Annotated in this window: 12 protein-coding genes and 1 pseudogene; 10 read left to right on the top strand and 3 right to left on the bottom strand. The window is 52.4% G+C overall.

The features are described from left to right. Positions 1 to 273: 273 nt before the first annotated feature. The 4 genes and pseudogenes from ACYVK4_RS08820 (at position 274) to ACYVK4_RS08805 (ending at position 3,944) form a co-directional block, all read left to right on the top strand. A complete protein-coding gene (locus ACYVK4_RS08820) occupies positions 274 to 1,464 on the top strand; it encodes a homogentisate 1,2-dioxygenase (RefSeq protein ID WP_461127125.1) in 1,191 nt (396 codons plus the stop codon). 39 nt (positions 1,465 to 1,503) lie between these two features. Further along, entirely contained in the window at positions 1,504 to 2,637 is a 1,134-nt protein-coding gene (hppD, locus tag ACYVK4_RS08815; protein ID WP_461127124.1) for a 4-hydroxyphenylpyruvate dioxygenase, read from the top strand. 32 nt (positions 2,638 to 2,669) lie between these two features. Beyond that, positions 2,670 to 3,446, top strand: a pseudogene (gene phhA / locus ACYVK4_RS08810) (phenylalanine 4-monooxygenase); the annotation flags it as partial. A 60-nt stretch (positions 3,447 to 3,506) separates the two neighbouring features. Then, entirely contained in the window at positions 3,507 to 3,944 is a 438-nt protein-coding gene (locus ACYVK4_RS08805) for a MarR family winged helix-turn-helix transcriptional regulator (protein ID WP_111348022.1), read from the top strand. A 118-nt stretch (positions 3,945 to 4,062) separates the two neighbouring features. On the opposite strand, the gene ACYVK4_RS08800 is transcribed toward ACYVK4_RS08805, so the two are convergent. Beyond that, positions 4,063 to 6,402 carry a PDZ domain-containing protein gene (locus ACYVK4_RS08800; RefSeq protein WP_461127123.1) on the bottom strand — a complete coding sequence of 780 codons (2,340 nt, stop codon included), beginning with the start codon at positions 6,400 to 6,402 and terminating at the stop codon, positions 4,063 to 4,065. A 192-nt stretch (positions 6,403 to 6,594) separates the two neighbouring features. Between ACYVK4_RS08800 and fahA the strand changes: the two genes are divergently transcribed. From fahA to ACYVK4_RS08780, 4 genes are all read left to right on the top strand, one after another. Further along, positions 6,595 to 7,800, top strand: coding sequence for a fumarylacetoacetase (fahA, locus tag ACYVK4_RS08795; protein WP_461127506.1), 1,206 nt, complete (start codon positions 6,595 to 6,597; stop codon positions 7,798 to 7,800). Further along, positions 7,797 to 8,684 carry a flavin reductase family protein gene (locus tag ACYVK4_RS08790; RefSeq protein WP_461127122.1) on the top strand — a complete coding sequence of 296 codons (888 nt, stop codon included), beginning with the start codon at positions 7,797 to 7,799 and terminating at the stop codon, positions 8,682 to 8,684. The genes fahA and ACYVK4_RS08790 overlap by 4 nt, the downstream gene beginning before the upstream one ends. A gap of 275 nt (positions 8,685 to 8,959) precedes the next feature. Further along, positions 8,960 to 9,550 carry a hypothetical protein gene (locus ACYVK4_RS08785; RefSeq protein ID WP_461127121.1) on the top strand — a complete coding sequence of 197 codons (591 nt, stop codon included), beginning with the start codon at positions 8,960 to 8,962 and terminating at the stop codon, positions 9,548 to 9,550. A 282-nt stretch (positions 9,551 to 9,832) separates the two neighbouring features. Then, complete coding sequence (locus tag ACYVK4_RS08780) at positions 9,833 to 11,047, top strand: glycosyltransferase family 87 protein (RefSeq protein ID WP_461127120.1); 1,215 nt, start codon at positions 9,833 to 9,835, stop codon at positions 11,045 to 11,047. Positions 11,048 to 11,071: 24 nt separating this feature from the next. Here ACYVK4_RS08780 and ACYVK4_RS08775 read toward each other — a convergent pair whose 3' ends face one another. Continuing rightward, on the bottom strand, positions 11,072 to 12,532 hold the full coding sequence (locus tag ACYVK4_RS08775) for a M20 family peptidase (RefSeq protein ID WP_461127119.1): 1,461 nt from the start codon (positions 12,530 to 12,532) through the stop codon (positions 11,072 to 11,074). Between the two features lie 241 nt (positions 12,533 to 12,773). After that, positions 12,774 to 13,217, bottom strand: coding sequence for a VOC family protein (locus ACYVK4_RS08770; RefSeq protein ID WP_461127118.1), 444 nt, complete (start codon positions 13,215 to 13,217; stop codon positions 12,774 to 12,776). 156 nt (positions 13,218 to 13,373) lie between these two features. Here ACYVK4_RS08770 and ACYVK4_RS08765 point away from each other — a divergent pair, with 156 nt between their 5' ends. Together ACYVK4_RS08765 and ACYVK4_RS08760 are read left to right on the top strand one after the other, a co-directional pair. Further along, complete coding sequence (locus ACYVK4_RS08765) at positions 13,374 to 14,762, top strand: glycoside hydrolase family 140 protein (RefSeq protein ID WP_461127117.1); 1,389 nt, start codon at positions 13,374 to 13,376, stop codon at positions 14,760 to 14,762. 208 nt (positions 14,763 to 14,970) lie between these two features. Further along, complete coding sequence (locus ACYVK4_RS08760; RefSeq protein WP_461127116.1) at positions 14,971 to 15,627, top strand: 3-keto-disaccharide hydrolase; 657 nt, start codon at positions 14,971 to 14,973, stop codon at positions 15,625 to 15,627. The last annotated feature ends 36 nt before the right edge of the window (positions 15,628 to 15,663 follow it).

The following is a 15,663-nucleotide window of genomic DNA, read 5'->3' as shown; positions in this document are numbered from 1 at the left end:
AAACAGTTAATAGTCTTCAGGTATAAAAAACGTTGCCCGCCCAAAATTAAAAAAAGGGGGTGGGCTTTACTATTCAAAGCAAATTTTAAGCATTCCTGTTTGTAGCTACTCCGTTTAATAAAATTTTATCTAAACAATATACCATTTTAAGTAGTTGTCGTTATAATTGTGTGTTAGACAATAGTTGTTGTGGCAAATAAAAATAACTAACTGGATTCGCTACCACAATCGCCTGTTTTATCTGATTAACGAACGGGTTAAACTTTTACAGCCATGCCTTTTTATCACACGCTGGGTCAGATTCCGCCCAAACGCCACACCCAGTTTGCCCGACCCGGTGGCGCTGCGGATGGAGTGACTGGTCAGCAAAACGGGCCGTTTTACTACGAACAGTTGTTTGGGACCATTGGCTTCGAGGGCATGTCGTCGCTGCTGTATCACGTTCATCGGCCAACGATGGTGCGCGAAGTGCTGGAGAGTGTGGACATGACGCCCAAACCGGCGGTGCCGAAGAATATGCTATCCCGGAAGTTGCTCGGGTTTCAGGTCGAACCCGCCGATGATTTTCTGGAAAGTCGGGTGCCGCTGCTTATGAACAACGACCTGGTGTTCGGGCTGGCGGCTCCTCGTCAGTCGTTGACGACTTATTTCTATAAAAATGCCGATGCCGACGAGCTGCTGTTCGTGCATCGCGGCTCCGGAAAGCTCCGAACGCTCTTCGGGACAATTCCATTTCAGTATGGCGATTACCTCGTTATTCCGCGTGGGGTGATTTATCAGATTCAGTTCGATTCGGTCGATAATCGGCTGTTGTACGTTGAATCGCATTCGCCCATTTATACGCCAAAGCGGTACCGGAATCAGTTTGGCCAGCTGCTCGAACATTCGCCCTTCTGTGAGCGGGACATCATTCGTCCGGGTAGTCTGGAAACGCACGACGAAACCGGCGATTTCCTGTTGAAGATCAAAAAACAGGGATCGCTTCATTCGCTGGTTTATGCCTCGCATCCGTTCGATGTGGTTGGCTGGGACGGCTACAATTATCCCTATGGGTTCTCGATTTTCAATTTCGAACCCATTACCGGGCGCGTGCATCAGCCGCCACCGGTACACCAGACTTTTCAGACCGATTCGTTTGTAGTGTGTTCCTTCGTGCCGCGTCTGTACGACTACCATCCGCAGGCGATTCCGGCTCCGTACAACCACTCAAATATCGACTCCGACGAGGTTATCTATTATGTCGACGGTGATTTTATGAGCCGCAACGACATTGCGCCCGGCCATATCACCCTGCACCCCGGCGGTATTCCGCACGGCCCGGCACCGGGTGCCATGGAGCGGAGTATCGGCAAAAAAGAAACGCAGGAATACGCCGTCATGGTAGATACCTTCCGGCCCCTCATGCTCACCGAGCAGGCCGTAGCGATTGACGACGGGAAATATTACAAATCGTGGATTGACTAACCTAACGTGGGTTACCACCCGCGCTACACATCAACAAACATGGAAACACTCGAACTTGAACAACCAACAATTCAATCTTCAACCGAGGATTTTCTGCCGCTAAACGGCACCGATTACATTGAACTGTATGTCGGCAATGCCCGGCAGTCGGCGCACTATTTCCAGACGGCCTTCGGGTTTCAGCCGGTAGCCCACGCAGGCCTGTCGACGGGTTTGCGCGACCGTGAGTCGTATGTCCTGCAACAGGATAAAATCCGGCTTGTGCTGACATCGCCCTTGCACGGTGATACCGAAATAGGCCGCCATATCGACCAGCATGGCGATGGCGTTCGGGTGGTGGCCCTGTGGGTAGACGACGCAGCGAAGGCCTTCGAGGAAACAACCAAGCGGGGAGCAACCCCATATCTGGAGCCTCGTCGCGAGCAGGATGAGCAGGGCTATGTGGTGCGGTCGGGCATCTATACCTATGGCGACACCGTGCATGTATTTGTGGAGCGGAGTCAGTATAACGGGGTTTTCCTGCCGGGTTATCAATCCTGGACACCCGCCTATCAGCCGACGGATGTGGGTCTGAAATACGTGGACCATATGGTTGGCAATGTAGGCTGGCACGAGATGAACCAGTGGATGGCTTTTTACCACGATGTAATGGGTTTCCAGCAACTCGTTTCCTTCGACGATAAAGACATCTCCACCGACTACACGGCGCTGATGAGTAAAGTCATGAGCAACGGAAACGGGCGCGTGAAATTTCCGATCAACGAGCCGGCCGAGGGTAAAAAGAAATCGCAGATCGAAGAGTATCTGGATTTTTACGGCGGTCCCGGTATTCAGCATATCGCTGTGGCGACCAACAACATTGTGGAAACGGTACTGGCCCTGCGCGATCGGGGTGTTGAGTTCCTAACCGTACCCGAAACGTATTACGAGCATCTGTCGGACCGGATCGGGCCGATCGACGAAGCAATCGACACGCTACGTTCGCTGGGCATCCTGGTCGACCGGGACGATGAAGGCTACCTGTTGCAGATTTTCACCAAGCCCATCTGTCCGAGACCGACGCTCTTCTTCGAGATCATCCAGCGCAAAGGAGCCCGTTCGTTCGGGAAAGGTAATTTCAAAGCCCTCTTCGAAGCCATCGAACGCGAACAGGCGCTACGGGGGACGTTGTAACCGCTGCGAAAGAGTGAAAGAGCGAAAGCGCGTTTCGTGCAAGGTTTCGCTCTTTCACTCATTTACTCTTTCGCTCTTTCACCATGAACCAGACATACACAAAATACACCCCCAACGATCAGGCCGTTTGGCGGCTTTTGTTCGAGCGGCAGATGGCGCAGCTGCCGGGAAAGGCCAGTCAGGCGTACCTGGATGGGATCGAGACCACGGGTTTTCGGGCTGATCGCATTCCTGATTTCGAGCAGGACCTGAACCCGCGTTTGCAGGCACTTACGGGCTGGCGGGTACAGGCTGTGGAGGGATTGATTCCTAATCGAGACTTTTTCGAACTGATGGCCAACCGGAATTTTCCGGCCACCACCTGGCTGCGTCGGCGTGACCAGCTGGATTATTTGCCCGAACCCGATATGTTTCATGATACGTTTGGGCATGTGCCCATGCTGTCGAATCAGGCGTTCTGCGATTTTCTGGCGTCACTGAGCCAGATTGCGCTGCATCATATCGACAGTGACGAAGCGATTGCCATGATCTCGCGGCTGTACTGGTATACCGTTGAGTTTGGACTGATTCAGGAAGGCGATCAGCTGCGGATTTATGGGGGTGGCATCCTGTCGTCGGTTGGCGAAACGACCTATAGCCTGTTCAGCGACCAGCCCAAGCGCATCCCGTATGATGTGGAGACATTGCTCAAAACCCCGTACATCATCGACCATTTTCAGGAGCAATACTTCGTCATTCAATCCTACGAACAGCTTTATCAGTCCGTTCCGCAGATCGAAGAAACACTGGAAGGCTTATTAGTGAGTTAGATTGGTTATTTTTGTCAGTTATCAAGACCACTTTCTGCTAACCGACGCCGATCACCGACAATGACCCACCCCTCCGATACGCGTGCTTATTTTTTTAAGATTGATACAACGATCAAGAAAATCCGCAATGCCCTTCAAAAGCAATTTACCGATGCGGGTTTCGATCTGACCGTCGATCAATGGGTAATCATTGACCACCTCTACCGCAATCCGGGTATCAGTCAGAACACGATTTCGGAGATGACGACCAAAGATGCTCCCACCGTCACGCGAATCATTGACCTGCTTAGTCAAAAAGGGCTGACCGAACGGCGCATGGCGGACACGGACCGGCGTAAATTTCTGGTCTACCTGACCGAAGCTGGTGAAGCGAAGTACCACGAAGTGCTGCCCGTAGTATCGGCCATGCGACGAAAAGGCTGGGGTGACCTGAGCGACGACGATTACCAGCACTTTGTCCGGATCATGGACTCCATTTATAGCAACATCAGTGAGTGATGCTGGCGCGAGCATAGGCTCGTGCCATTTCAAAAAGTCAGTATTCACTGACGCAAGCGAATGCTTACCATATGAAGCTGGCACGGGCAAATGCCCGCGCCAGCTTCCGAAATCCGCGTTACTTCAACGGCAGCGTTAACTCGACAGACTGCTGGTTTCGCATGACGGTTACCGCTAGCCGACCGGTCCAGTTTATTTGCTGCTGAATGGCCATGAGCCGCACGATCGTCGGCACATCTTCCTGATTGGCGGTTCGAATAACGTCGCCCTTTTTCAGCCCGGAGGTAGCCAGCAAACTGCCCGCCGGAACGTCGACAACAATCACGCCTTTCTCATCAGGAAGCCCAAACGCCGACCGGTCGCCCAGGCCCTGCACATTACGGACCGACGTTCCCAGCCAGACCATTTCCTTCACCGTTTGCTCCAACTGTGTATTGAACAGAACGGGTATTTTTGGCGTGTCGGCAATGAATCGCAGCGCGGGCCGCTGCACACCAAACTGATTCATCGGAAAGTTTTGAAACCCCAGTTTGAGTGCCGGGCTGTCTTCCTGCACCCGGTAGTCGCCTTTGGCGGCATTCACGAAATGCGGGTCACCTGCCAAACTATGCGTATCAGTGCCGTTGGCCTGCGCTTTTTGCAGGGCAGCCGCATCGGGGAAGAGGTTTAAATCTAGCTCTTTGCCCCAGTCCTGGATGCCGATGGGCGCGTAGGGGCGCATCACGATATTCTTCCGAAACACATCGCCACTGTTCCGAAACCACACATGCGGGTGGAAGGAGTTGTTGATCAGAATATTATTTTCGGCTACCCGGTTGAATCCCTCCCGAAACTTGAGCCCGCCGTTGAGCAGCACATTGTTGGCGATGTAGTAATTCGTGCTACCGTCGTCGAGGTCAATATCCCAGCCATGATCGCAGCGGAAACGGTTATACTGAATGATGGTTGTCGTTTGCGCATCGAGCTGAATCAGTTCGGGGTGGGCCGCAGCCAGACTGTCCATCGTAGCGCGGTTGGGATGCCAGAAACGGTCGCGCCCCCACGAATTGAACGAGCCGTGATCGCCCGTTTCGAGCACCGTATCGAACACATCGTTGTATTCGAGCAGATGCCCGCCCCAGGTCCCTTCGCTGATGTTGATGCCCGCCCGGGGCACCTGATAAATGGAGTTGTGCCGAACGATAATGCCGGCCGCCATCGAAATTTCGACGCCCGTAGCCTGTTTTTCGATCTGGCCAATGTGGTGAATCAGGTTATCCTGAGCGATGCACTGCGCCGGATAAGCCTCGCTCTTCGGCCCCGACTGGCGGTCCAGTTTTGCATAGGGCATCGAATGTTCATAGCGGAACAACGGCGACCGCACCGCCGACGAATCGCCGACAAAGCAAATCGCACTGGCACCGATGGCGTGAAAGTAAGAGCCTCGCACGCCGGAGTTTCGGTTGTAGGCGCTCAAAAACAGGGCGTTGCCGCCCAGCTCCGTAAATTCGCAGTTGGCTAGCTGGCAGTTTTCGGTGTTTTCCAGAAAAACAGCCGCTCCCCGGTAAATCATCCAGTCGCTGCGTAAAAGCGGCTCGTTGGTTTGCATGAATGTTCGCTCGGCGTTGACGAACCGGATGCCCTGAATGTGTACGTTTTTGAGCGGAACCTGCGGGCTGCCGGTCAACTCTAACAGTCCCTTCAGCCTCGACACATCGACTCGGGCGGTGGTCAGATTGACACCCGGCGGAGGAATGACGGATAACGTATGCGTGGTTCGGTTATAAAACCACTCGCCGGGCGCGTCCAGTTCTTCGGCAATGTTCTCCACAAAACGCTCCTGTGGGTGCATGGGCGCGGGGCGGTTGTTCTGCCAGCCGCCTTCCAGCGTTACCTGATTGCCGGTTTTGCCCGTAATTCGATAGTGGAAATCGCCCCATTCACCTTTGTGCAGCGCATGAACGTAGCCGCCTTTGGGATTTTTCCAGCGGCTCACGCGCTCTTCGCTCAGGGCATCGGCGGCTGTGCCGTTGTAAACACGGGCGTTAACGTCATAATTCGGGTAACGGGCTAAGGTCTGTTTCTGGCCGTTGAGGAAAAACTGCTCGAAAGCAGGCCCCGGCACAATGGCCGTCCAGACACCCCTGGCATTCTTTTTCCACCGAAGTTGTAGCCGTCGGCCACCACTGAGCTGAGCGGTTTCGGTCTGGTAGTTGCTGATGGTCAGGCTCTTTCCCTGCGTGACTGTCGGGTCAATATGAATCGTTTTCGGGAGGTAATAAATGCCCTTCCGCATAAAGATCTGAACCCGCTCAGAGGGTGCCGATTTTACCTTTTCCAGGGCTTTGTCCAGGCTGGCGAGCGGCCGCGTAATCGTTCCCGGATTGGCGTTATTGCCGGTAGGAGCAACAAACAACTGCGTTTGCGCACAAACGGCTGATGTAACAGACAGCAGAAAAAGGAGTAAACGATTTTTCATGTAAAGTCGTGGCTAACCATGAATAGACGACAAGGTATTTAAATCAGATTACAGTACGTTGAGACGGTAAATTGGTTTATCATTACCAATAATTATACCCGCTGGTCAGCTTGTTTGGCAAACATACTAAAGACAGAACGCATTCTATAATTGATTGACGCCACAGTGGAACTACTGCCGCGTCTAAATCAAATTCCTTATTACTTAACGCCTATGCTCTACGGCATTTTTAGTTACGATACCTCAACGCCCCGTGTGGGGCTGAAACACAACGATCACGTTCTTGATCTGGAGGTAGTGGGCTTGCTGGGCTATTTCGATAGTCTGTCGATTGATTCCGCCGTGTTCACCAGACCGTTTCTCAACGATTTCATTGCTCTCGGTAAGCCGGTACACCGCGCCATTCGTTGGCGGCTGAGTGAGTTACTTGCCGATGAGGCTACGGCCTTTGCCGAGGTGCACGACCAGGTGTTTATCCACGAGTCGCGGGTGCAGATGCACCTGCCCGTTCGTATTGGCGACTATACCGACTTCTACGCGGGCATTCACCATGCCGAGAATGTGGGCCGCATGTTTCGCCCCCAGGCCGATCCGCTGCTGCCGAATTACAAACATATGCCGGTGGCCTACCACGGCCGGGCGTCGTCCATTGTGGTATCGGGAACGCCGGTTCGTCGTCCGAATGGACAGTTTATGGCGGGCGATCAACTCACCTTTGGTCCGTCGAACGCGCTGGATTTCGAACTTGAGCTAGGGCTGATTATTGGAAAAGCATCGACATTGGGTGAGCCAGTTTCGGTTGACGAAGCGGAAGACTATATTTTCGGGATTACGCTGTTCAACGACTGGTCGGCCCGCGACATTCAGCGGTGGGAGTACCAGCCGCTGGGTCCTTTTCTGGGGAAGAACTTTGCGTCGAGTCTGTCGGCCTGGGTGCTGCCGTTTGATGAGCTGGAGCCTTTTCGGGTGGTTGGTACGCCACAGGAGCCAACGCCTTTGCCGTATTTACAACCGTCTGATAGTTCTGCTCCCGGTCATTTCGATCTTGAACTGGATGTATGGCTAAAGCCCGCCGATGGCGAAGAGGTCTGCATCTGTCGCTCGAATGCCCGGTATCTGTATTGGACCTTTGCCCAGATGATCGCGCACCATACCGTGGGCGGCTGCAATCTCAACATTGGCGATGTGCTGGCAACGGGTACTATTTCGGGGCCCGAACCCGGCACTTTTGGGTCGCTGCTCGAAAGTAGCTGGAACGGACAGCGCCCCCTGCACTTTTCCCACACGCTATCCCGGACATTTCTGGCCGATGGCGATACAGTAACGTTGCAGGGGCGCGGATTCCGGGAGGGTACGCGCGTCGATCTGGGTGAAGTAACAGGAAAAATCTATCTATGAAAACAGTCAACCCGGCTGATCTACAGCCTAACGAATTTTACCGGTACATGATCGGTACCATTGGCCCACGCCCTATTGCCTTTGCCAGCACCGTTGATGCGGAAGGTACGGTTAACCTGAGCCCGTTCAGTTTCTTCAATGTATTTGGCTATAACCCGCCAACGCTGGTCTTTGCACCGAGTATCAATCGGCTGGGCCAGAAGAAACACACGCTCCTGAACCTCGAAGAGGTGGGTGAAGTGGTGATCAATATTGTCAACTACGCTATGGTGGAGCAAATGTCGCTGGCCAGTGCCGAGTTTGATCGGGGCGTTAATGAGTTCGGTAAAGCAGGGTTTACGGCTATTCCGTCGGATAAAATACGACCGCCAAGGGTGGCGGAATCGCCGGCTGCTTTTGAGTGCATTGTGAAGCAGATCATCGCTACCGGCGATGGACCGGGTGCCGGGCATCTGGTCGTATGCGAAGTGGTCATGGGCCATTTTCACGATACCATTTTCAACGAAAGGGGGGGCGTCGATCCGCACCAGCTCGATCTGATCGGTCGTATGGGGGGCGATTGGTATTGCCGCGCGAATGGCGACGCGCTGTTTGAAGTAGGGCGGCCGCAAGTGGGTATTGGTGTAGATCGGATTCCCGCCCGTATCCGCAACAGTGCTATTTTATCGGGGAATGACCTGGGGAAGCTAGGCAGCTTTCCGGCTTTGCCCAATGCGGAAGAAATAAACGCCTATCGGCAGTCGGGCGTCCTGAATCCGTTGGTCGACGAAGCCCGAAACGGGTGCCAGTATCTACCGGATCTGCTTCACCTTCGGGCGAAGCAGCTGCTGGCCGAGCGGAACGTAAAAGAAGCCTGGCTGACACTGCTGGCCTATCAGGGGTAGATTGTTTATGCCTTTTAGGTGAAACATGTAAGCAATTATGTAAGAGTATTTAACGTGGCTAATGGTCATATGCATTGAATTGCAAACCGCAACGTGGTCATTACTCACTTTATTTAACGACAGACCGTCTCTGTCGTTAAATATCCTTTTACTGATATAATTCAATTTTGGCCCGGTTCGAAACCACATAGCTTCTGGATTTTTCTTGAGTAAATAGGTAGGCTTTAACCTTATTTTAATAAGTTGCCGGCCTCAACTAATTACTGAAGAAAAATATGAAGCTTTTTTCTACTTCTCTGGTAGCGGCTCTGCTCTTATGTGTACACGTTCAGGCTCAGGATGCGCCCACCCGCGAAATTGGCTTGCGAACAAGTGACCTTAGCAGCGTGGGATTGGTTTACAAAAAACAGGTCAGTGAAAATACCTACCGCCGGTATCGGCTGGCGTTTGGCAGTCTCAGTGGTACATTCGTCAGCAGTAATTCATTAATTGGCTTTTCGGTGGGTGGCGCTATGGGCAAAGAAAAACGCAGGTCCCTCTCCGATAAGTTACAATTCGTGTATGGTACCGAATTAATTGCCAGTGTCAACCTCAACTCCACGAACACCGGCAAATTGACCATTGATAATGGCTTAGGTGGTACAACTACTTATACCGGTTCCAGTATTTTGGTCGTGACGCCCTCCGTTGGCGTCGGTTTTGTGCTGGGTGCCCAATATAATTTCAACCCCCGTTGGTACCTCAGTGCCGAACTGATCCCGTCCATCACCGTCAGCGGTGCGTTTGGGGGCGAAACGTCGATATATAATTTTCAAGCGGGCTTTAATTCGTCGAGCGCGGGTATTACGGGCGCGTATCGGTTCTAGAACGCTGATTCGTTCATCTTCGTAAAATACAACTTTCAGTTTCGGCTGCCCGTTTGCATACTGCAAGATCGGCAGCCGAAACTGCTGATAGCTACTCCGGCAGAAAGCAAGCCCGACTGATGCTCCGGCATACCGTAAATAAATAAACCGCTTGAAGGAAGGTTATTTGCTGAATCTATTCCAACCTTTTGGGTCATTTCTTCCTCTTCCTGTTGCTTTGACGGGTTACTGTTCATAACGGTCGGCAACCTGGTTTGTATTGTTTCTGAATTCATTGTCTGCATGCTCAACTCACGTTATAGAAACCTGACTCAATTTTTTCGTAAAGAATCTGTTCTGCTAAGCGCTTATGTTGGCATAACGCTTCTGGCGAGTATACAACAGTACCTCTTGCCCGACCAACCCATTGGGCCCAGTGTACAACGCTACTCAAATTATAATAACTACGTCATTTTTGAGAGGTCGTTCGATCATCTGCTTGCCAACAAAAATCTATATATACTTTACCTGACGGAGCAGTGGGATCTGTTCAAGTATTCGCCCACCTTCGCCCTGGGAATGGGTTTGCTGGCGTTTCTGCCCGCCTGGCTGGGGCTAACGGTCTGGAATCTGTTGAATACGCTGGTCCTCTTTTTTGGCATTAAACACTTGCCCGTACTGACCGAAAGCAGTAAGGTGAAAATCCGTTGGTTTATTCTGATCGAGCTGCTCACCTCCATTCAGAATTCGCAGAGTAATGGATTGATCGCCGGACTTCTTATCTGGAGCTTTATCTGGCTGGAGCGGGGAAAATCCGTATGGGCTACGTTGCTGATGCTCCTTAGTGTTTTTATCAAGATTTTCGGTGTGGTAGGCTTTGTCCTGTTTTGGCTCTACCCGCGAAAATCAGCGGCTTTTTTGTACACCGCTGTCTGGACAGTGCTGCTGATGGCGTTACCGCTGCTGGTGGTGTCTGATCAGGCGCTGCTGGCTCAGTATCAAAACTGGTGGGCTATGCTCCAGACCGACCACTCCAATTCGGTGGGCCTGTCGGTGATGGGCTGGCTAACGACCTGGTTTTCGCTCGATCCTTCTAAACTCATGGTGGTGCTTACCGGCGCTGTGTTGCTGGTGCTGCCTTTGCTCAGAACCAGTCAGTATAAGGCCTATCAATACCGGTTGATGATGCTGGCGTCGGTGCTGGTCTGGGTCGTCATTTTCAACCATAAAGCCGAGTCACCCACGTTTATTCTGGCTATAGCCGGGGTAGGTCTGTGGTACTTTAGCCAGCCGGTTACGGTCGTTAACCGGGTGCTGGTGATTGCCACGTTTATCTTTACTTCCCTCTCCTCAACCGATGTGTTTCCGGCTTTTCTGCGGGATCAGCTGGTACTGCCTTATGTGTTGAAAGGCTTTTTCTGTATAGCCGTATGGGCGAAAATTACGGCAGATCTGTTGATGAACAACTGGATATCCGGTGAGGTGATCGTGGAAGAACACCCCCTGGTGCTTCAATAGCCAGTTAGGGCTACCCGGTGGCTCTTACTGCTGGCTGTTGCGGATCAGGGTAATGTAAAACAGGATCAGATTCCTGTAATCCTTGCGGCTAATGCGCTCGTTGGTGCCGTGAATACCTGCCATTTCGGCTTCGCTGATGGGAAGGGGCGAAAATTTATAGATGGAAGGTGTCAGGGCCGAATAAAATTTGGAATCGGTAGCCCCCAGCATAACGAAGGGTGCCACGGCAACATCCGGGAACACACTCTTGATCGTTGTGTGAATGGACCGGAAGGCTGCGTTCTCCGTACTGGCCAGCGGGGAAGGGTTGTTTCCTTTCCCCAGCACACTTACGGTAATGCTGTCATTATCGATAACCTCTTTCACCCGGCTGATAACCCCTTCAACCGTATCGCCCGGCAGTATCCGGAAATTGACGGTAGCGACGGCATCGATGGGCAGCACGTTATCCTTGGCTCCGGCCCGGAAAATGGTGGGGGCCGTTGTTGTGCGTATGGAGGCATTGCCCGACTTCGTTTCGCTTAGGAAAGACTTGATGACGGGGCCAAAAAGCCAAGAGTTGGCGAAGACAATCCGTTGCCCGAAAGACACTTCTGAAGAGAGGTAATCCAGTAATTGACCGGTACCCCCATCCAACCGCGCCGGAAAGGGGTTGTGCTCCAGCTTACTGACGGCTTCGGCTACCATGCCAATGCTGGTTTCTTTTGGAGGCATGGAGGAGTGTCCGCCCTTGCCGATAGCGGTTAGTTCCAGACTCATATATCCCTTCTCGCTGATCCCGACCAGGGCAACCGGTTTGTTGATACCCGAAACGCCTTCAGGCCGGATAACACCCCCCTCATCCAGAATATACTCCAGCGAAACAGACCGTTTTTTCAATGCTGCGGCAATGGTCTGGGCACCCCGCTGGCCCGATGTTTCTTCATCCTGCCCGAAGGCCAGCATCAGGGTCCGTTCAGGCTGAAAGCCGGTACGCAGCAGGTATTCAACCGATTCGAGCAGGCCCATCATGCCCATCTTATCGTCGAGCGTACCGCGCCCGTAGAGATAGTCATCGTCCAGTATACCTCCAAACGGTGGCCGTTTCCACATCCGCTGCGTTCCCTGAATAACGGGCACCACATCGTAGTGAGCCATCAACAGAACAGGTTTCAGGGCTGGATTTCGTCCTTTCCATTCATACAATAAGCCATAGTTGTTGAAGGTCTGGGGGTTCAGGCGTTGATGAACGAGTGGGTAAGAAGCTCGGATGTACTGAACATATTTGTCAAACTGGGTAGTATCCGTCAGCTCGTAGTCGGTATAGGAAACCGTTGGAATGCGAATGGCACCGGCAAGCCGCTCTATGGCCGAATCGGGAATGGAAACAGGCGTGGCGGGCGGCACGTTCGTTAGCTGATGAGACGTGAGCCGAAAGGTATTAACGAGCAGAACGATCAGTAAAAGGACAAGCAGAATACCGATAACTCGTAGAATGAAGCGCATGTACAGACGGTGGTAAAGAGTGATGTGAATCGCCTGATAACCTGAATGTCCAGACGGTTTACGCTAATGAAGTTGCCAAAAACGGCATTATTTGTCAAATGCAAAAGCTTAGTTGGATAAGCCGGTGCTATTCGTTCGAAATTAGCTGGAATCCTGATAGTTATCAGGTTAAACAACCACCAGGTCAATAGTTCGGATTACGGGTATGTGCAACCGTTGTTTGGGAAGTCGCTTTTTTGGGTTAAGCTTCCTCCAGCACTCGGGTATCAATCTTTGTCATCTGCAGCATGGCCTGCATCACCCGCCTGCCTTTTTCCGGATCTTTGCTGGCTAACAATCGGCCCAGCGCTTCAGGCACGATTTGCCACGAAACGCCGAACTTATCCTTTAGCCACCCGCATTGGCCGGGTTCACCGCCTTCGGTTAGTTTCTCCCAGTAAGCATCCACTTCCTCCTGCGTATCGCAATGGACGAAGAGCGAAATGCCCGAGGCAAACGTAAAGGAAGGTCCACCGTTCATGGCAATAAACTCCCGCCCGTCAAGGACAAAGCTGACCGACAGAACGGTGCCTGAAGGTAAGCGCCGGGTCTGTGTGATTGTTGAGTTTTTGAAGATCGACGTGTACAGGGTCGCGGCTTCTTCGGCCTGGTTGGCAAAGGTCAGGAAGGTTGTAATTTTCGGCATGTTGTTTACGGGTTATCGTCAGACAAAAGTAGGGTAGGGTAGTGTCGTTACAGTAGCCAACGGGTTGTTCCTGTCTTTTGTCATCACAGCCGTTTACCTCGAAATCGAAATGGGTCGGGTAGACTGTATGAATAAATCAGGTTGTTTCGAAACCCTATGAAGAAGTTTGCTGCCCTGTTTTTACTTACTTACCTGCCCGGTCTTTTATTGGCACAGCAACCGTTTTCGGGCGGGCGGCTGCGGGTATCGGATACTAAACGGTACCTGGTTCATCAGGATGGTACACCGTTTTTCTGGCTGGGCGATACGGCCTGGGAACTGTTCCACCGGCTCAACCGCGAAGAAGCCGACCAGTACCTCAAACGCCGGGCCGAGCAGGGTTTTACGGTGGTACAGGCGGTAGCCCTGGCTGAGTTCGACGGCCTTAAAGAGCCGAATCCCTATGGCGAAGTGCCACTGGTAGACAACGACCCGACCAAACCAAACGAAGCCTATTTCAAACACGTCGATTACATTGTTGATAGAGCCGCTCAGTACGGCATCGTCGTTGCTTTTTTGCCCACCTGGGGCGATAAGGTCTTTAAAAATACCTGGGGTAATGGCCCGGAAATTTTCAACCCGACCAATGCAAAAGTCTATGGACGTTACCTGGGTAACCGCTATAAAAACCGCAATAACATCGTCTGGGTACTCGGGGGCGACCGTCAGCCGCGAGATGGTTCATCGGATGTTGACCTTTGGCGATCAATGGCCGCCGGTATTCAGGAGGCCGTTGGTGGAGCTGATAAAGCACTGATGACCTATCACCCACAGCCCAACGGTCTCGACGGGGGCGCATCGAAGTGGTTTAAGAATGATGCCTGGTTCGATTTCAACATGCACCAGAACGGGCACTGCCGCAACAACGCCATGTACGACAACATCACGGTGTCGTACAACAACCAGCCCGTGAAGCCTACCATGGATGCCGAACCTATTTACGAAGACCATCCGGTTTGCTTCAATGCCAAAGATCTGGGTACATCCAACGCCTATGATGTTCGGCTGTATGCCTACCTCGATTTGTTTGCCGGGGCTCACGGCCACACCTATGGCTGCCACGACATCTGGCAGATGTATAGTGCCAAACGACCGGCTGTTAATAACCCGCATATTTTCTGGCAGGAAGCCCTCGACCTGCCGGGCGCGAACCAGATGAAACATGTCCGGCGGCTGATGACGGCCCGCCCGCTGCTTGATCGCGTACCCGACCAGTCGTTGATCGTTGAAAACAACCTCGGCCCCGCCGAACGCATTCAGGCTACTCGGGGTACGGATTATGCCTTTGTGTACTCCGCCGTTGGGAAGCCGGTTACGGTCAATCCGGGAAAAATTTCGGGGAAAAGCATTACGGCTACCTGGTTCGATCCGCGTTCGGGGAAGACGCAATCAGCGGGTACGTTCGACAACCAGAAACCTATGCAGTTCAAGCCCCCCACGCAGGGCTACGGGCAGGATTGGGTACTGGTGCTGGACGATGCCGCAAAAAACTACGCGGCTTTGTAAATAGAACACTGATTTTTAGGATCACTATGGTTTACACTGTTTTTGTATAATTCCTGTATTGAAACCGGATGTCCCGTGGTTCCCGTGGTGCCAGGTCCTTATACCTGACACCACGGGAACCACGGGAATAAATCTTAACGATCCTAAAAATCAGCGTTCTATTATAAAAAAGGCCACTCATCCGCAGCCCTTAAAAATGCCTATCCTTATGAAGTTTTGCTTGAATACATCAGGACGATTACTGCTCTTGCTCGCCGTTTTACTTAGCCAGACATCGGGTTTTGCCCAGTCGCCAGAAAAAGTGGTGTCGCTTTTCGATGGAAAAACCCTGACGGGCTGGAAGACCGTAGACCCGGCCCATCAGAAACTATGGTCGGTTGCCGACAGCATGATCATGAGCGGTGACGGCGTTCATAAAATACCCGAAAACACCTACCTGCATACTCTGAAAGAATATGGCGATTTCGAGTTTCGCTGCCTGTTCCGGCTGCATGGCGATCCAAAAACGGGGATGATCAACAGCGGTATTCAGTACCGGTCTGTGCTGGAAGGCGGTAAAATAGTGGGTTATCAGGCCGACATTGGCAACGGGTTCTGGGGTGATCTGTACGACGAACACCGGCGGGAAAAACTCGTGAGTGGCGACCTGCGAACGCTCCGGCACATCCTGAAAGAAGACGGATGGAACAGCTACATCATTCGCTGCAAAGGCAACCGCCATGAGCTGTACATTAACGGTGTAAAAACCTGCGATTACATTGAGAAGGACCGTGAGATTCCAAAGAAAGGCGTCATTGCTGTTCAGATTCACAGTGGGGGCGTCGCGCAGGTCGAGTTTCGGGATCTGGTGATTGTGGAGTTGTGAGGGGACCACCCCCAACCCCCTCCTAAAACAGGAGGG

The organism is Spirosoma aerophilum (genome assembly GCF_054782495.1).
This window is presented reverse-complemented; position numbering and strand designations above follow the sequence as displayed.